At 43.4% G+C, this 18,965-nt stretch carries 15 protein-coding genes; 3 read left to right on the plus strand and 12 right to left on the minus strand.

Going from position 1 to position 18,965, the window contains the following annotated elements:
- Positions 1-7 precede the first annotated feature (7 nt).
- The 5 genes from AC0VYO_RS20810 to AC0VYO_RS20830 form a co-directional block, all read right to left on the minus strand.
- Positions 8-1,150 (minus strand): acyl-CoA dehydrogenase, encoded by a 1,143-nt coding sequence (locus tag AC0VYO_RS20810; protein WP_475368188.1) that lies wholly within the window; start codon positions 1,148-1,150, stop codon positions 8-10.
- A gap of 306 nt (positions 1,151-1,456) precedes the next feature.
- Positions 1,457-2,599 carry an acyl-CoA dehydrogenase gene (locus tag AC0VYO_RS20815; RefSeq protein WP_475368189.1) on the minus strand — a complete coding sequence of 381 codons (1,143 nt, stop codon included), beginning with the start codon at positions 2,597-2,599 and terminating at the stop codon, positions 1,457-1,459.
- 20 nt (positions 2,600-2,619) lie between these two features.
- Positions 2,620-3,474: a 3-hydroxybutyryl-CoA dehydrogenase gene (locus AC0VYO_RS20820; RefSeq protein WP_475366161.1), complete on the minus strand. Its 855-nt coding sequence runs from the start codon at positions 3,472-3,474 to the stop codon at positions 2,620-2,622.
- Between the two features lie 14 nt (positions 3,475-3,488).
- Positions 3,489-4,667: an acetyl-CoA C-acetyltransferase gene (locus AC0VYO_RS20825; protein WP_475368190.1), complete on the minus strand. Its 1,179-nt coding sequence runs from the start codon at positions 4,665-4,667 to the stop codon at positions 3,489-3,491.
- A gap of 146 nt (positions 4,668-4,813) precedes the next feature.
- Complete coding sequence (locus AC0VYO_RS20830; protein ID WP_283153329.1) at positions 4,814-6,922, minus strand: (Fe-S)-binding protein; 2,109 nt, start codon at positions 6,920-6,922, stop codon at positions 4,814-4,816.
- A gap of 241 nt (positions 6,923-7,163) precedes the next feature.
- On the opposite strand from AC0VYO_RS20830, the gene cls reads away from it, so the two are divergent.
- Together cls and uvsE are read left to right on the plus strand one after the other, a co-directional pair.
- Positions 7,164-8,351 carry a cardiolipin synthase gene (gene cls, locus AC0VYO_RS20835; RefSeq protein WP_475368191.1) on the plus strand — a complete coding sequence of 396 codons (1,188 nt, stop codon included), beginning with the start codon at positions 7,164-7,166 and terminating at the stop codon, positions 8,349-8,351.
- A gap of 86 nt (positions 8,352-8,437) precedes the next feature.
- Positions 8,438-9,394, plus strand: coding sequence for a UV DNA damage repair endonuclease UvsE (gene uvsE / locus AC0VYO_RS20840; protein ID WP_475368192.1), 957 nt, complete (start codon positions 8,438-8,440; stop codon positions 9,392-9,394).
- 41 nt (positions 9,395-9,435) lie between these two features.
- Here the strand turns inward: uvsE and AC0VYO_RS20845 are convergent, their stop codons facing one another.
- The 7 genes from AC0VYO_RS20845 to bacA form a co-directional block, all read right to left on the minus strand.
- Positions 9,436-9,606, minus strand: coding sequence for a XapX domain-containing protein (locus AC0VYO_RS20845; RefSeq protein WP_194218349.1), 171 nt, complete (start codon positions 9,604-9,606; stop codon positions 9,436-9,438).
- 227 nt (positions 9,607-9,833) lie between these two features.
- Complete coding sequence (locus tag AC0VYO_RS20850) at positions 9,834-11,408, minus strand: IS1182 family transposase (protein ID WP_475367971.1); 1,575 nt, start codon at positions 11,406-11,408, stop codon at positions 9,834-9,836.
- Positions 11,409-11,579: 171 nt separating this feature from the next.
- On the minus strand, positions 11,580-13,241 hold the full coding sequence (argS, locus tag AC0VYO_RS20855) for an arginine--tRNA ligase (RefSeq protein ID WP_475366165.1): 1,662 nt from the start codon (positions 13,239-13,241) through the stop codon (positions 11,580-11,582).
- On the minus strand, positions 13,238-13,666 hold the full coding sequence (locus AC0VYO_RS20860) for a YwiB family protein (protein ID WP_194218347.1): 429 nt from the start codon (positions 13,664-13,666) through the stop codon (positions 13,238-13,240). The genes argS and AC0VYO_RS20860 overlap by 4 nt, the downstream gene beginning before the upstream one ends.
- A gap of 332 nt (positions 13,667-13,998) precedes the next feature.
- Complete coding sequence (gene speB / locus AC0VYO_RS20865; protein ID WP_475367534.1) at positions 13,999-14,877, minus strand: agmatinase; 879 nt, start codon at positions 14,875-14,877, stop codon at positions 13,999-14,001.
- Positions 14,878-14,879: 2 nt separating this feature from the next.
- On the minus strand, positions 14,880-15,707 hold the full coding sequence (speE, locus tag AC0VYO_RS20870; protein WP_194218346.1) for a polyamine aminopropyltransferase: 828 nt from the start codon (positions 15,705-15,707) through the stop codon (positions 14,880-14,882).
- A 205-nt stretch (positions 15,708-15,912) separates the two neighbouring features.
- On the minus strand, positions 15,913-16,695 hold the full coding sequence (gene bacA, locus AC0VYO_RS20875) for an undecaprenyl-diphosphate phosphatase (protein ID WP_475366166.1): 783 nt from the start codon (positions 16,693-16,695) through the stop codon (positions 15,913-15,915).
- Positions 16,696-16,904: 209 nt separating this feature from the next.
- Between bacA and AC0VYO_RS20880 the strand changes: the two genes are divergently transcribed.
- Positions 16,905-18,962 carry a transglycosylase domain-containing protein gene (locus AC0VYO_RS20880; RefSeq protein WP_475368193.1) on the plus strand — a complete coding sequence of 686 codons (2,058 nt, stop codon included), beginning with the start codon at positions 16,905-16,907 and terminating at the stop codon, positions 18,960-18,962.
- Positions 18,963-18,965 lie beyond the last annotated feature (3 nt).

An 18,965-nucleotide genomic window follows, 5' to 3' on the forward strand; every position in this document is an offset into this window, starting at 1 on the left:
GCGCTTCTTAATCAGCCATCAGCATTCTTGAAATAACAAGACGCTGAATTTCATTTGTACCTTCATAGATTTGCGTAATTTTCGCATCACGCATATAGCGCTCAACTGGATAATCCTTCGTATATCCATAGCCACCAAAGACTTGCACTGCTTCTGTTGTTACTTCCATCGAGATATCTCCAGCGTATAGCTTAGACATCGCCGATTCCTTGCCGTAAGGAAGACCCTGACTTTCTTTCCATGCAGCCTGGTAAGTTAATAGTCTAGCTGCTTCAATTTTCGTTGCCATATCAGCGATTTTAAAGCCAATACCTTGATTTGCGCCGATCGGCTTGCCAAACTGCTTACGCTCCTTCGCATAAGCTGTGGCTGCATCAAGCGCGCCTTGTGCAATGCCAACAGCTTGAGCCGCAATTCCGTTACGCCCACCATCAAGCGTCTTCATCGCGATTTTAAATCCTTGTCCTTCATCGCCAAGACGATTTTCAACAGGTACACGGCAGTCTTCAAAAATGATTTCGAGCGTAGGAGAAGAGCGAATGCCGAGCTTTTTCTCTTTCTTACCCATAGAGAAACCTGGCGTTCCTTTTTCAACGATAAACGCAGTAATCCCTTTATGACCCTTTTCTTTATCGGTCTGAGCAAACACGATATAAATTTCCGCTTCGCCGCCGTTTGTAATGAAAATTTTCGAGCCATTTAAGATGTAGTGATCGCCATCAAGCTTCGCCGTCGTTTTCATCCCACTCGCATCCGATCCTGACCCTGGCTCTGTGAGTCCGTAAGCTCCCATTAGCTTACCTTCTGCCATTGGACGCAAGAACTTCTGCTTCTGCTCTTCTGTACCAAATGCATTCAACGGCCAGCCTGCAAGGGAGGTATGTGCAGAAAGCGTTACACCTGTAGACGCACAAACGCGTGATAGCTCTTCCACTGCAATCACATAGCTTAAGTAATCTGAGCCAATACCACCGTACTCTTCTGACCATGGGATGCCCGTTAAACCAAGCTCAGCCATTTGATCAAAAAGCTTACGATCAAAGCGCTCTTCTTCATCACGCTCAGCCGCTGTTGGTTCTACTTCTTTCCTCGCAAAGTCGCGCACCATTTTCCGTAGCATTTCATGTTCTTCTGATAGTTGAAAATTCATCCTGTTTCTCTCCTTTTTGGTGGTTTGGACAATAAAAGTTGATTTTGGACAATATATCTCGAATTTGGCCAATAAAAATGAAGTTTGGCCAATATAATGGTTTTTTGGACAATAAAACGGGTATCACCGGCTTTTCTGAGGAAGTCTCCAGTGCCTGACGGGTCTAAACGGTCACTTCCGCTTTTCTGATCCAGCTGCTGTGACCAGACCCTCTGTCACTTCACCTTCCAACTCGATCACAAAAACCGTGTTCGGTTTGGAAGCCTCCAGTGCCTGACGGGTCTAAACGGTCACTTCCGCTTTTCTCTATTTCATCAAGTTCCGACTAATGACGATTTTCTGGATTTCGCTCGTTCCTTCGTAGATTTCGCATACTTTCGCGTCTCGGAATAGGCGTTCTACTGGGTAATCTTTCGTGTAACCGTAACCGCCATAGACTTGAACCGCTTCAATCGAGGCTTTCACGGCTGCTTTCGATGCAAAGAGCTTCGCCATTGAGACTTCCTGCATGCAAGGGATCCCGTGGTTTTTCAGGTCAGCCGCACGATAGGTTAGGAGTTTCGCTGCCTCTACTTCTGTTGCCATATCGGCAAGCTTGAAGCCGAGACCTTGATTTTGCCCGATCGGCTTACCAAACTGGTGACGCTCTTTCGCGTAAGCCGTCGCGTAATTTAGCGCCGCTTCAGCAATTCCTAGTGACTGTGCCGCGATCCCGATGCGGCCGCTCTCAAGGTTTGCCATCGCAATTTTGAATCCCTGACCTTCTTCGCCGAGACGATTCTCAACTGGCACACGGCAATCTTCGAAAATGATTTCAACCGTATTCGAGCCGTTTAGCCCCATTTTCTTTTCTTTCTTCCCAACGCTAAATCCAGGCATGTCATGTTCGATAATAAAAGCAGTTACGCCTTTGCTTCCTTTTTCCTCAGGATTTGTTCTTGCGAAGGCAACATACGTATCCGCCTCGCCGCCGTTTGTAATGAAAATCTTTGAGCCGTTCAAAATGTAGTGATCGCCATCTCGGACAGCGCGCGTTTTCATGCTGCTTGCGTCTGATCCTGAACTAGGTTCCGTCAGCGCGAACGCACCAAGGTATTCTCCGGTTGCTAGCTTCGGAATGTAGCGCTTTTTCTGTTCTTCTGTACCAAACGCTAGTATCGGCAGTGTCCCAACGGATGTATGAACCGATAGAATCACGCCGACCGTGGCGCTCACTTTTGAGAGCTCATGGATTGCAATGATGTATGACGTATAATCCATTCCCGCTCCGCCATAAGCTTCTGGAATCGGAATCCCCATTAAACCAAGCTCGCCCATTCGTTTAATCACTTCGCGTGGAAAACGATCCGTCTCTTCCATTTCTTCAACGATTGGCGCGATTTCTTTTTCCGCAAAATCACGCACCATTTTCTGCATCATCTTCTGCTCTTCCGTAAATACAAGCTCCATGCTCGTTCCTCCTCGTGGTGTTAATCCTGGTATTGGTAGAAGCCTCTTCCTGTCTTACGTCCGAGCCAGCCAGCTTTTACATATTTACGTAATAGCGGACATGGGCGGTATTTATCATCGCCGAATCCTTCTTGAAGCGTTTCCATAATATAAAGACACGTATCAAGACCGATAAAATCTGCGAGAGTTAATGGTCCCATTGGATGATTCATGCCGAGCTTCATCACGCTATCGATATCCTCAGGGGATGCCACACCTTCATAAACGGTGTAGATCGCTTCGTTGATCATTGGCATCAAAATTCGGTTGGAAACAAATCCTGGGAAGTCGTTTACTTCAACCGCTGTCTTACCGAGATCCATCGCTAGCTTTTCAACGGCCTGGTAGCTTTCGTCTGTTGTTGCTAGACCGCGAATAATTTCAACAAGCTTCATGACAGGCACCGGATTCATAAAGTGCATACCAATCACTTTCTCAGGGCGCTTTGTTGATGCTGCAATTTCCGTAATTGGGAGAGAGGATGTATTCGTTGCAAGAAGCGTATGATCTTGCGCAATTTCATCCAGCCGTGCGAAAAGGTTACACTTCACTTCCATGTTCTCAACAGCTGCTTCAATGACGATGTCTACATGCTTTGCATCCTGCAGATCTGTCGTCGCTCTCAAACGTTCCATCGTTCCGCTTAGATCTTCCTGCGTAATCCGCTCTTTGGAAACTTGTTTCGAGAGGTTTTTCTCAATTCTCTCAAGTCCTTTATCAAGAAACTCCTGCTTCAAATCATTTAAATAAACTGTATAGCCAGAAGCTGCACACACCTGTGCAATTCCAGCTCCCATTTGTCCTGCACCAATCACCATAATTGTTTTGATTTCCATCATCATGCTCCCTTCTATACCTGAACCATAATAGCGTCGCCTTGACCACCGCCGCTGCAGATCGCTGCTATTCCGATGCCACCGCCGCGTCGCTTCAATTCATGAATAAGTGTTATTAAAATGCGTGCACCACTTGCTCCAATTGGATGACCAAGCGCCACTGCACCACCGTGCACATTGACCTTTTCTTCATCGAGTGAGGCAATTTTTCCGCTCGTTAGCGCTACAGCTGCGAACGCTTCATTGATTTCAAATAGATCAATTTCTTCAATTGATTTTCCTGTTTTCTTCAATAGCTCATTGATCACGAGACCCGGCGTCTTAGGAAAATCCTTTGCTTCAACAGCAATTGCTGTATGAGAAAGAATTGTAGCCATGACTTCTTTGCCTTCTTTTGAAGCACGTTCTTCAGACATAAGGACAAGCGCCCCAGCTCCATCATTTACACCTGGTGCATTCCCAGCTGTAATCGTTCCGTCGGCACCGAAGACTGGCTTTAGCTTTCCTAACTGCTCCTCTGTTGTGCCTTTTCTAGGTGCTTCATCATGTTCAACGACGAGAGGATCTCCTTTTCGCTGTGGCACGTTAACAGGGATAATTTCTTCTGCAAAAATCCCCGATTCCATCGCTTTCACAGCACGCTCCTGACTTCTTGTCGCCCAGCGATCCTGCTCTTCTCTAGAAATCTCATACTCTTCCGCTGTCGTGTTTCCATAAACGCCCATGTGACAACCATCAAACGAGCACGTTAAGCCATCATGCACCATGAGATCAACCACTTGTTTGTCGCCCATTCGCATGCCCCAGCGCGCGTCCTTCATGATGTATGGGGCGTTGCTCATCGATTCCATTCCGCCGGCAACAATGACTTCTTCATCACCAGAGCGAATGATTTGATCAGCGAGCGTCACGCTACGAAGACCTGAAGCGCATACTTTGTTAATCGTTTCCGTCTTTACTTCCCAAGGAATACCAGCGTGTCTTGCTGCCTGACGAGATGGAATTTGACCTTGACCACCTTGAAGGACAGACCCCATAATCACTTCTCCTACATCCGCAGGATCAATTCCAGCGCGAACCAAAGCTTCTTTAATCGCTGTTCCACCAAGCTTAGATGCTTCTATTGATTTAAGAGCCCCACCAAATTTTCCAAACGGCGTTCTCACACCGCTAACAATGACCGTTCTGCCCACAAAAACCTCTCCTCTCATTTTTGAAAACGCTACCATAATTGATTAAATTGCGACTGAACGCTCGCTCACCTTACCGACAAAGTAACAAAGGAAAGAGCTCATGCCGGTCGTAAAAACCAGCATAAGCTAACCCTTTGCCAAACAGTCTATTGGAGAACAGTTTCTTTTTGAACAATGGAGCGTTCTAAAATCTCGACAATATCTAGTGTTGCTACTTCTTCTTCTACTTCCTTCGCTTTCGTACCATCACTCATCATCGTTAAGCAGTAAGGACACGCACTTCCGATAACGGATGGCTTCACGCTAAGGGCCTGTTCCGTTCTCGTTACGTTAATGCGAGATCCTGTATCTTCTTCCGTCCACATCAAACCGCCGCCGGCGCCACAGCACATACCATTTTCGCGGTTGCGGTCCATCTCGATCACTTCAACGCCTGGAATACTGCGAAGAATTTCACGTGGTGGATCGTATACTTCGTTGTAACGTCCGAGGTAACAGGAATCATGATACGTGATTCTCTCGTTTACTTCGTGTTTCGGCTTCAGTTTTCCTTCTTTGATCCAGTCATACAATAATTCGGTATGGTGATAAACCTCTGCTTCAAGTCCAAACTCAGGATACTCATTTTTAAGTGAGTTATAAGCATGAGGGTCGATTGTAACGATTTTTGAAATATTATGCTTTTGGAACGTTTCAATATTTTTCTGTGCAAGATCCTGGAACAAGAACTCGTTTCCTACACGTCGTGGCGTATCGCCAGAGTTCTTTTCTTTGTTACCAAGAATAGCGAACGAAATGCCGGCTTCATTCATGATCTTCGCAAAGGAAGCGGCAATCTTCTGGCTACGATTATCGTAAGAGCCCATCGAGCCAACCCAGAAGAGATATTCGAATTCTTCGCCTGCTTTTTCTTTTTCTTTTACTGTTGGAACAACGATATCATCACGCATATCGCGCCAGTTCTCACGCTCTTTACGGCTAATCCCCCACGGGTTGCCCTGACGTTCGATGTTCGTAATCGCACGCTGTACATCGCTATCCATCTTCCCTTCCATTAAGACAAGGTGACGACGCATATCGATGATTTTATCAACGTGCTCGTTCTCAACTGGACATTGATCTTCACAGTTACGGCACGTTGTACAAGCCCAAATTTCTTCTTCTGTAATCACGTTACCAATTAATCCATCGCTCACAAGCCCTTCAGCTGCTGCAGCTGTTTCCTGCTGAGCACGTGATTGATAAGCAATTTGATTTCCTGCTGTGTTAGAAAATGCATATGCAGGAACCCACGGCGTTCTTGATGTAACGGCTGCGCCTTTTTCTGTCAGGTGATCACGAAGCTTAACGATCAAATCCATCGGAGAAAGGATTTTTCCTGTTGCCGTTGCTGGACACATATTCGTACAGCGTCCACATTCCACACAGGCATACAAATCAACAAGCTGCTTCTGATTGAAATCTTCAATCGTATTCACGCCGTAAGTTTCTTGACTTTCATCTTCAAAGTTAATAGATGCAAGCTGCCCTACTTTGTTTGTACGACCCAAGAAAACGTTGACTGGTCCTGCAATTAAGTGAGCGTGCTTGGATTGCGGTACATACACCATGAACGTAAGAAGCACGAGCAGGTGAATCCACCAGAAAAAGAAGAATAGCGCAATCGCTGCTGTTTCATTAATCCATGAGAATAAGAAAGCAATTCCCGAAGCAACTGGCGCACTCCAAGAATAACCAGCATCATGCCAGATAATTTCCATACCGCCTGCAAAAAGAACGGATATCATTAAAAGTCCAATGAACAATAGTACAAGTCCCGCTTTAAAACCTTTCTTTAAACGAGCGATCGCCTCAATATAGCGACGGTAGAATGCCCATACAACTGCTGTTAAAATCATTAGCGTCACGAGCTCCTGGAAAAACGTAAACGCTGGGTAAAGCGGTCCAAGAGGAAGATGTGACCCCGGTGATAAACCTTTCACAATCATATCGATTGCACCGAATTGAACGAGAAGGAAACCGTAGAACATCATCACATGGATGGTTCCACTCTTCTTATCTTTAAGTAATTTCTTTTGCCCAAACACTTTGACTACAATAGCTTCTAGTCGTTCTTTCATGGAATGATCAAATTCTGCTTTCTTTCCAAGCTTAATGTATTCATATCGAGTCTTCACAACATACCCAAATAAGAAGAACGCGTAAGCGGTTACAAGAATGAAAGCAATCCAGTTAGCGATCAATAAAACATCCATGCTGGCAAACCTCTCCTTTCGTGTCATTCCTTCTTAGCCGCTTCGTGATGCTTGAACAAAGATGCTCCCCGACAGTTCAAACAATTTATGAAAACGCTTTTAAGTCAGAATGAAAGTAATTTTCTGACTTTAGTATAACACATAAATAACTGAATGAGCATTCAGTCAGAGAATTTTTTTTACTTTTTTTAAGTTTAGGACAAACTAAGTCAACAGTAACTATTGAAAGGAAGGGAAAATCGTGGAGATCTTTTTAACAGTCCTACTCGCACTCATATTGTGGTTAATAACCGACCTTCATACAGGCAATAAGAAAAGAAAACTCGCTCCTTCCTCTTCACGTCAAAAAATGACGGGAAACCTGACTTTCATTAATGATGGAGATGATTTTTTTAGAGCACTAATAAATGATATTGATGCTGCAGTCTATCAAATTCATATGATGTTTTATATTTTTCGAGATGACGCCACGGGACATATCATTATCGAGCATCTTTGTCAAAAAGCAACCTCTGGCGTCTCTGTCTATTTACTCGTGGACTATGGAGGTAGTCACAGCTTAAAGAAAGCCACCATAAGAAAAATGACCTCCTGTGGCATCGTTTTTTCCTATTCCAGAAAAATTTCTTTCACACGATTTTTCACTTCCATAAATGAGCGTAATCATCGAAAAATCACTGTTATTGATGGAGAGATTGGCTACGTTGGTGGCTTTAACGTTGGAAACGAATATGTAGGGAAGGATCCTAAGTTTGGATATTGGCGAGATTATCACCTTCGCGTGACTGGCGAAGCCGTGCAAGGACTTCAAGATCAATTTTTCCTTGATTGGGAAGAGAGTCATTCCCCTATTAATAAGCATAACGTTTATATACCGCCGCTCGAAACAGGTCAGCATAAAGTCTCGTTTCATATTACGAATGGTAATAGCGTAGAGGAAGCTTTTGCCTCGTATATTGATAAAGCTACAACATCTATTATCATTGGCTCCCCCTATTACATTCCAGGACAAACTGTTCAAACGAGCCTGCTACGCGCCCTGAAATGCGGTATTAAAGTCCAGGTTATTTTGCCAATGCGTGCCGACCATCCTCTTGTAAAAGAAGCTTCATATGAATACCTCGTTGAACTGATTCGTGCCGGTGGAGAAGTTTATCAATATATGAATGGCTTCTACCACGCCAAAGTTATGATCATTGATGAGACATTGTGTGACATTGGTACAGCGAATTTTGATCAACGAAGTTTCCACATTAATGGGGAAATCAACTGCATTATCAGCACTCCTTCTCTCATTGTTGAAATCAAAGAAGCGATCCAAAAAGACATTCTACAATGTGAACGTCTGGACTTGAAGAGACTTCAAGATCGAACGATCGGAAACCGAGTGCTTGCCCCACTAGCAAGACTCTTCAGTCCGTTTCTTTAAAAAGTTCGATGTGCTTTCCTTTGTTTCAATTCGCTTGCACAGGGAAAGAAATGACCAGCCCTTTTTTTGAAAGGAGACCACTTATTATGAAGCTCAGATTTGGATATGTATCAAACGCACTTGCGTTGCACGAAGCTTCACCGTCGCGTACAATGACTTTTTCCACCTGGTCAAAGCTTTTTGAAGAAGAACGTTCAGAGAAGCTTCATACAATTACAGAAACGAATTTAAAGAGTACGTTACGTGCGCTGCACTACAATATTGCACATGAAATTGATTTGTATCGTATGTCTTCTTCCATTGTTCCGCTTGCGACGCATCCTGAAGCAAAGTGGGATTACATTACGCCTTTCCGTGACATGTTTGAAGAGATCGGTGAGCTTGTTCAAAAGCACCGCCTTCGTGTGAGCTTTCACCCGAACCAATTCACTCTTTTTACAAGCCCAAAACAACACGTAACGGACAATGCTATAGGTGACTTGAACTATCATGTTGCTATGCTAGATGCGATGGGACTAGACTCTCGCTCCATCGTTAATATACATATTGGTGGAGCTTACGGAGATAAAGAGGAAACCCTTAAGCGTTTTTACGCGAATTTTGATTCCATTCCTTCTCATCTTCGCTCGCATGTGACGCTTGAAAATGATGATAAAACATACAATGCGAAAGAAACGCTCGAGGCATGTGAGCAAACAGGCGTCCCGTTTATTTTCGATTACCATCATCATCTAGCGAATCCAGGCGACGGACTACCTGAGCGCTTTTTTGAACGCGTTCATGAAACATGGAAGCCAAAAGGACTTCTACCGAAATACCACCTTTCCTCTCCCAAATCTGCTAGCGCCTACCGGAGTCATGCAGATTATGTGGACAGTGAGTTTGCCATTCCGTTTATAGACATGTTGAAGGAATACGGAGAAGATGCTGACATCATGATTGAAGCAAAGAAAAAAGACCTCGCAGCTCTGCAGCTTGTCGACGATCTTTCAGCGATACGTGGCGTCAAAAGACTTAGTGGAGGTTCTGTATTATGGAAATAAAAAATCATTTCGCTATCGATGCAGCTACCAAAAAGCTCAATCTACAGTGACCAGAACCCTGATAACCATTCATACGCCTTAAATCCAAGGTATATCCCAACAATCCCAGCAATGCCTGCGAATGCAGGTGGAGCTGGGATGGGTAGCTTCAAAAACGCAAAAATTAACCCGACCAAAAATCCTGTTAATGTTGCAATCAAAACTGTCTTCATCACATCACCCCTTTTTTAAAGTATGACCGAATGACCGATTCATTATAAAAAATGTGAGCGTGTAAGAGTTTTTAACCTACGAAACCAGTTTAAAATTAATCAACGTATCATTCGCATAAATAGAAAGAGGCTGGGACATAACTAGCTTGAAATAATGAAAAAAGGTTCCGTTCAGCGTTTTTGATGAACGGAACCTTTTTTGTTTGGTTATTCCTAAGATTATTGGATCACTCTGCACTCATGGCGGTGTACTTTCTCAAGTTCACCGCCATGAGCGCAAAGCCCATTTCATTTTTGACCTTCTCTTTGCCCCTTACGGACATCCGAGTGAAACCCAAAATAGCCTTCAGAAATCCAAAAACTGGCTCTACATCGATTTTCCGTTGACCGTAGATTTCACCTGTTTTTTCGTCCGAAAGCAGCTCTTTAACCTTATTCTTTTGTTGTTCCCACTTGGTATTGTAATAGACTCTCCGATTCGTGCCATCTTTGGTCTTTGTACATTGTTTACGTAAGGGACAACCGGTACAATCTTCGCATTCATAAACTTTAAATTCTCGTTTGAAGCCACTCCGGTCAGTGCGATGAGAGACGTAACGGAACGGCAACAATTTCCCATTTGGGCATGTGAATAAATCTTCTTCTTCATTGTAGTCCCAGTTGGATACGCGAAACGTATCCTTCGTAAAGCTCTTCTTTTTCTCTTTGCGATAGGTATTGTACGTGATGAGAGGGATTCGCTTGCGATTCTCCAGGACATCGATGTAGTTTTCTTCGCTTCCATAACCGGCATCCGCGACGATGTAAGGTGGGAGTTTAAAGAAATCATTCTCCACACGATCTAGAAAGGGACGAAATGTGCGTGTATCCGTTGGATTCGGGAAGATATCATAAGCGAGCGTATATTGTCCCTCCGTCGCAATCTGGAGATTGTAACCGGCTTTGAGTTGCCCATTTTTCATATAGTCATCTTTCATGCGCATGAACGTGGCATCATGATCGGTTTTGGAATAACTGTTCCGTTCTTTGAAGATAGCCATATCGTTTTCGTATTTTGTTTTGCGCAATACGAAATCCTTCATTTGTTTAAGGAACTGCTTCGGTCCTTTTCGCTCTGAACGAAGCTTTTTTCGTTCGGTTACATCGGCACTGGTTTCAATCTTCTCATTGTATTCTCCGACTTTTTCTTCTAGCTTTTCTTCTATTTTAGAAAGTTCTTTAATGGAAAGTTGTTCTGGACTTTCCCGTTCGATTTCGGGGATCACTTCTTTTTCAATCAACTCATCGTACATCGCATTCGACTTTTCAATCAGACTCTCGCTGTACCTTTCAACAGCCTTGCGCCACACAAATGTAAACTTATTGGCATTCGCTTCAATCTTCGTACCATCAATAAAGATCGCTTCATCATCAATGAGGTCTTTTTGAACGAGCTGACAACGAAACTGTACGAAGCCCTGACGAAGAAGTTCTTTGACTTCTGGGTGGACACGGAACCGATTGATTGTGCGATAGCTGGGTTCATACCCTTGCGCTAACCACATCATCCGTACACTATCCTTGAGGAGACCTTCAATCTTTCTTCCTGAAAAAGCCGATTGGGTGTACGCACATAAAATAACTTTCATCATCATACGTGGGTGATAAGCAGGGCATCCCGTATCACGTAGGAACGCAGAAAAAGCTTCATCCGGAATCTGTTCGACCAACTCATGGACGGCATAGGCGATATCATTTTCTTGTAATTTCATTTCTAAATCTAAGGGCAAAATCACTTGATTCATGTTATAATCTTTAAACATAAGGGCACCTCCGATGGTTATTGTGTGGTAACTATAATTTTATCAGAGGTTGTCCTTATTTTATTGTTAAATTAAGATGAAAATATAGAAAGAGTGGCCCTGCGAACAAATTCTTTGTCCGCAGGGCCACTCTTATTTTAATTTACTGGGTTTTGTCCCAGCCTCTTTTTATTACATTTTCTCTGGTGCAGTGACGCCAATGATTTCAAGGGTGTTTTGAATCGTTTGACGAACGGCTTTCATAAGTTTGAAACGAGCCGCACTTTTCGCAAGATCTTCTGGATCAAGAACTCGTTCAGCATTGTAGAAGCTGTGTAGTGCTTGAGCAAGTTCAAATGAATAGTTTGTAATGCGATGCGTCATACGCTTATCCGCTGCTTCCGCAATCGCTTCAGGCAATTCACCGAGCTTCTTAAGAAGGTCCATTTCTTTCTCAGATGTAATGAGAGATAGATCCGCATCTTCTGTTAGCCCCATCTCTTCTCCCTGACGAAGAATACTGCATACGCGAGCGTGCGCATATTGCACGTAATACACAGGGTTTTCATTCGAGCGTGATACGGCAAGGTCCATATCAAAATCAAGGTGAGAATCTGAGCTGCGCATTGAGAAGAAATAGCGCATTGCATCGATACCGACTTCATCCATCAATTCACGAAGCGTAACAGCTTTACCTGTTCGCTTACTCATCTTCATTTTTTCACCATCTTTAAAGAGGTTCACCATTTGAATAATTTCCACTTCTAGCTGCTCACGCTTATAACCAAGTGCTTCGATTGCCGCTTTCATTCTTGGAATATAGCCGTGGTGGTCAGCTCCCCAAATGTTAATCAGCTTATCGAATCCACGAGAAAGTTTATCTTGGTGGTAAGCAATATCCGGAGTTAGATACGTATAAGAACCATCGCCTTTAATCAAGACGCGATCTTTGTCATCGCCGTAAGTAGTCGAGCGGAACCACGTAGCACCGTCCTGCTCAAATGTTTCACCGCGTTCATTTAGCTTCGCAAGAACATCATCGATTTTGCTTGATTGATAAAGAGAAGTCTCAGAGAACCAGACATCGAATTCAACACCAAATTCTTTCAAATCCTTCTTTAGCTTCTCAAGCTCGCGCTCAAGACCGTACTCGCGGAAGTAAGCATAGCGCTCTTTCTCATCGAGTTGAAGTAGACGGTCGCCTTCCTTCTCGACAAGATCTTTCCCGAACTGAACGATATCCTGACCTTGATAGCCATCTTCAGGCATGTCCTTTTCTTTTCCAAGTGCTTGCATGTAGCGAGCTTCAAGAGAAACCGTTAAATTATGAATCTGGTTCCCAGCGTCATTGATGTAATATTCACGCGAAACATCATAACCGGCACGATCAAGCACATTACAAAGCGTATCACCTACAGCCGCTCCTCGTGCATGACCAAGGTGCAGGCTTCCAGTCGGGTTCGCTGAAACGAACTCTACTTGGATTTTTTCATTCTTGTCTGCAGATCGGCCATAGTTGTTTCCTTTATCAAGAATCGTTGGAATGAGCTCTGTTAAATAAGCAGTATCCATAAAAAAGTTAATAAACCCAGGACCAGCGATATCAATCTGCTTAATCCCTGCTTTTGTCATATCAAGATTTGCTTTAAGATCCTTAGCAATAGCTCTCGGCGCTTTTTTCGCGATACGAGCAAGCTGCATCGCCATGTTCGTCGCATAGTCACCGTGAGCCTTGTCTTTAGGTGATTCCAAAATCACTTCCGGCATTTCACTCTCTGATGCAAGACTAGCCTTTAATACGGCCTGCTTGATTTCTTCTTTTAGCTGTTCTTTCTTTTGTTCCACACTGTTCATTGACTTGCTCCTTTCCAGCTTAGCGACAGTTCGTGTCGCTGCGTTTCATCTTCCTCGAGGTTAAGCAAATAGCGAAGCGTTAGGCGTCCTTTGTGCTTCTCCTTGTCCACCAATTGCTCAATTCGTTCCGTCCGGATTTGCATCGGCATCGATCCGAACGGTGTTTTATATAGAGATTCTGACACTTGTCCTGGCGCAAATTGCTGACGCATCGATAGCGCCCCTCTTCGAATCACGGTCACTTGCTCTTTATCTATTTTAACAGTAGTTGAAACCTTGCCAATCTCAAGGCTTTCTTCATAGCGTAAATAAAGCGCCTCTCCCTTTTCAACGAGGTTTCCCTGCACGGAATAGTTTGTAGATTCTTTTTCTTTTCCCGATTGGATACGGGAATCAATGGTTATTTCAATCGGATGATCACTCATCACTTCACGTCCTTACTAAATCATTAACTTTCTTATTATAAGAAAAGCGGCAGCGCCTTGTCCACCCCCGACCAGCTTAAGGCGACTCTCAATGTGACGTTCTTTGTCACAATGAGAGATGACTTAAGACCTCGAGGGGGTAGGCGCTGAAGCTAGATCATCAAAAGCGGAAGCGCCTTGTCCACCCCAGCTCATTTTCTGTGTTGATTTTTAGCTCATATATGCAGTGTAAAACTAAGGTTTCACTCAAATAAGCTAAAAGTCGCGCACGGAACATACAGAGCATCCAAACAAAAAAAGACTGTATTCAAAATGAATACAGCCTCTCTGGATTATTTTTTGTGAGTCCAGCCGAGAAGCATTTCACGGATAAATTTACTAGCCGCAATCGGCGTTTGTTCGGATGGGTCATAAGCTGGTGCAACTTCAACAAGATCCGCACCAACGACGTTTATTTCAGAACCAGCAATGGCTGAGATCGCCTCAAGCAACTCTTTGGATGTGATCCCACCTGCTTCAGCTGTGCCTGTCCCAGGCGCATGAGCAGGGTCAAGAACATCGATATCAATCGTTACATACACATTGCGTCCTCTAAGCGTTGGTAGGACTTTTTTAAGTGGTTCTGCTACTTCAAATTTGTGCATGTGCATACCGGATTCTTTTGCGAATTGAAACTCTTCACGCATACCAGAACGAATGCCGAATGAGTATACGTTCTCAGCACCAATCAATCCACAAATTTTACGAACAGGTGTGGAGTGAGAAAGAGGCTCTCCTTCATACTCTTCACGCAAATCCGCGTGTGCATCGATATGGATCAACGCAAGATCATCGTATTTTTTGTGAAAAGCTTTTAGAATGGGCCACGTTACAAGGTGCTCCCCACCCATACCAAGTGGGAATTTTCCCGCTTCAAGCAAAGAATCAAGATATTCCTCAATCATATCTATGCTTCGCTGAGGATTACCGAATGGAAGTGGAATATCTCCTGCATCGAAATAACGAATTTCTTCAAGATGACGATCTGCATAAGGACTATATTCTTCAAGTCCTAATGAAGCCTCACGAATGCGTCCTGGCCCAAAGCGAGATCCGGGACGAAAGCTAACTGTCCAGTCCATTGGCATACCATAGATAACCACATTACTTTCGTCGAAGGATGGGTTACTTAGAATAAACACGTTACCTGAATAAGCTTCATCGAATTTCATGCTCATTTTACAAGGTCCTGTACGAATTTCGGAAGTGCGAAGCAAGCATTGTGAAGCTCTTTCGTATAGTACTTAGTCTCAATCTCGTGGAAGCGACTTTCAGGTACTTCAAGCGGATCATTCTTTTTAGATCCAATCGTAAACGTCCACAGGCCACTCGGGTAAGTTGGAATGTTCGCTGTGTATACGCGCGTAATCGGGAAGATTTCTCTTACATCTTTTGATACTTGCGTAATTAAGTCTGCTTTAAACCAAGGGTTGTCCGTCTGCGCAACGAAAATACCATCTTCTTTTAGTGCTTTTGAAATACCTTCATAGAAACCACGTTCAAAAAGCTTTGCAGCTGGTCCTACCGGCTCAGTGGAATCAACCATGATCACGTCATACTCGCCTTCGCTTTTCGCGATATGCATAAAGCCATCATCAACGAGGACCTCAACACGCTCGTTATCTAGCGCTCCTGCGATAGTAGGTAAGTACTTTTTCGAATACTCGATCACTTTGCCATCGATTTCAACAAGCGTTGCTTTTTCAACAGACGGATGCTTCAATACTTCACGAATAACGCCTCCATCACCGCCACCAACAACAAGAACGTGTTTCGGGTTTGGATGTGTGAAAAGGGGCACGTGTGCGACCATCTCATGGTAAACAAACTCATCCTTCTCCGTTGTCATAACCATACCGTCGAGTACGAGCATGTTACCGAATTCTTCTGTTTCAATCATATCAAGACGCTGAAAGTCCGTTTGTTCCGTATGCAGCGTCTGCTTAATTTTCGCCGTAATGCCGAAGCGTTCCGTTTGTTTCTCTGTGTACCATAATTCCATGTAAACCACTCCTCTATGTCATTGCTACACTAAGTCCGTTCCCGAACCACATAGGTCCAAACACCATTAGTATATAGCAAAAAAATGTATCTAAGCATTCTTAAAGTACAAGAAAAGTATAGTCGACTCTGTGTAAAAAGCAAGAGAATTTTATACTTTCAACTGTCGGTTCAAAAAGTTATTTAAGTGAACAACTCTATTAACACTAAAATAAAATCATCCAAACAAAAAAAGCAAGCACAAATCTGTAAATCGCAAAAGGGATGAGACGGACGCGTTCAATGAATTTAATAAATGTTACAATAGCCAAAAGCGCCACTAAAAAGGCTGTTAAAAAGCCTGTTAGGAACACAGGAATGTCGGATACAGATAAATACTGATAACTTTGCAATAAATCATACCCACTCGCAGCTACCATCATTGGTACAGCTAGAATAAATGAAAATTCAGCAGCTGTTTTATGCGTTGTTCCGAGCAAGACGCCACCTGAGATCGTTGCACCTGACCTTGAAAATCCAGGCCAGAGAGCAAGACATTGAAATACTCCAATAGAAAAAGCCTGCTTCCATGTTAATTCATCCAGGCTCCAGCTAATTGGCGCCCCCTTTTTCAAGTCAGCTATGATCATTAACACGCCACCAATCACAAGTCCGATCACAACCGTGTAAGGGGAGAAAAGATAACTTTTAATAAAGCCATGAAGAAGAAATCCTGCTACGACAGCTGGAATCATTCCAAACATAAGATGAATCAGGGTTAATCCTTTTCTCTCGCTATTTGGTGATAATAAATCCGCAAATCGATGCCGATACATCACTACCACAGCTAAAATAGAGCCAAGCTGAATCACAATCTCAAATGTTTTTGCCCGTTCACCAGTAAAACCAAGCCAATATCCCGTTAAAATCAAATGACCTGTAGATGAAACGGGCAGAAATTCCGTTATCCCTTCTACAATTCCAAGGATAATCGCAATCATCATCTCCATACTCTTCTCTCCCTGCTCTCAGTAACATTCATTATAGTTCATCCTATTCAAAAGCTGGACAAATATTTTCCCTTGTTCATCTGAAGAAACGCATTCGCCCATTCTAGCCTATCCGCGTTGGATAAAAAGGACAATTACCGAAGAGAAACGTGTTTAAGAGTTTCTAGATTGTCACATACTAGATTTAAGATGATGTGGGGGTGAACCACATGAAATGGCTCAGAACTGAGCGATTCCATTATTGGAAGCGTTGGACAATGCTTCTAAGTAGGCTAATGATGATATGTATTGTAATAATCGGGCTATCCGTTGGATCGCTCTATTTGCTAACTGTTTTCATGGGAGCTCCTGAGCTTCAAGTACCGCAAACAACGATTTATTATGATCATAAAGAAAATGTAATTAGCGAGAGTAATAAAGACGGTCAGAATCGCTACTGGGTTGACCTTGATCACATTTCTCCTCATGTCATAGATGCCACGATTGCCATTGAAGATCGGCATTTTTATGATCATATGGGCTTTGACTTCAAACGCATTGGCGGGGCTATTCTCGCTGATATAAAAGCGATGGCCAAGGTTCAAGGAGCAAGTACGATTACGCAGCAATACGCCCGTAATCTATTTTTGGAACATGATAAGACGTGGAAACGAAAAATCGCAGAAGCTTTCTATGCTTATCGACTTGAAGTTCATTATTCAAAGGAAGACATTCTAGAAGGATATTTAAATACGATTTATTATGGTCACGGCTCATACGGAATAGAATCAGCCGCAAGAACGTACTTCGGAAAAAAAGCTGAGGGTCTTTCGGTTGCTGAGTCTGCCATGCTCGCCGGCATTCCAAAAGGACCAGGTTATTACTCTCCATATGCTGATGCAGAAAGAGCAGAGGAACGACAAAGCACGGTACTTCAAGCGATGGTAACTAATCATGCTCTAACCGAATCAGAAGCAAAACAGGCAGATATGGAACAGATGGCTCTCGAAACCTTTACAGAAGATACTAAGCCTGAAATTGCTCCATATTTTGCACAAGAGGTTAAGAAGCAATTAAAATCCGTACTTTCACTTGATGAACGTGTTATTGAGCAAGGAGGATTACACGTTTATACGACGCTTGATACATCAATGCAAAATGCTGCCGAAAAATGGGTAGAATCAAGTATTGATAAAAAAAGCGACATACAAGCTGCTCTCGTAGCGATGGAGCCTACATCAGGAGCTGTAAAAGTAATGATTGGTGGCCGCGATTATACAGAAAGTAAATTCAACCGAGCAACAATGGCCAAAAGGACACCAGGATCGACGTTTAAGCCGCTGCTTTATTATGCCGCAATCAAAAATGGCTTTACGCCGTCTACGCTTATTCGCAGTGAACCTACAACTTTTTACTATGATAATGAACGCAAAACCTACTCACCTCATAATTATGGGGATGTTTACGCGAATGATGAAATCACACTCGCCCAGGCACTTGCCCTTTCAGATAATATAGTCGCTGTGAAAACACACATGTTTCTAGAAGAAAAAACGCTTGTGAATACAGCCAAATCATTCGGCATTAGAAGTAAGCTGTCTGCTATTCCCTCATTAGCTCTCGGCACTAAGCCCGTAGGTATGATGGAAATGACGGAAGCCTATAGTATGCTTGCTAACGGTGGATATGGCGTCTCACCTTATTATATTGAAAAAGTCACGGATCGAGATGGAAAGGTCATCTACGAACACAAATCTGAATCTGAACTTGTATTGGATCCTGATGCTGCCTTTGTCACGACAAGCATGATGACGGGTGTTTTCGATGAATCCTTAAATGATTATACGCGTGTAACAGGCTCAGGCGTTGATCATCTATTAACACGTCCAGCTGCCGCTAAAACAGGTTCTACTTCAACTGATAGCTGGATGGTTGGATTTACGCCTCAGTTAACAGCGGCCGTCTGGGTTGGTTATGACAGAGGAGAGAAGCTAAATCATCGAAACGATGGTTCGTATACGAAGAAAATCTGGGTGAATTTCATTGAGGATGCACTGGCGGAAGAAAAAGCGACCGATTTCGAGCAGCCTGAAAATGTTGTCGGTGTTGAAATTGATACGCAAACAGGTTTAATCGCTACTGAAAACTGTCCTGTGAAACGCTTAACTTATTATATAGAAGGAACCGAACCAACTCACCTTTGTGAAGATCATCCCGGAACGGTCCCTAATGGAAAAGAAAATGAACAGAAAGGACTTTTGGAGCGATTCTTCCAATGGGTCCGTTAAAAA

The organism is Anaerobacillus sp. 63XJN7_4_ISO-PGPR-S23-413 (assembly GCF_056173725.1).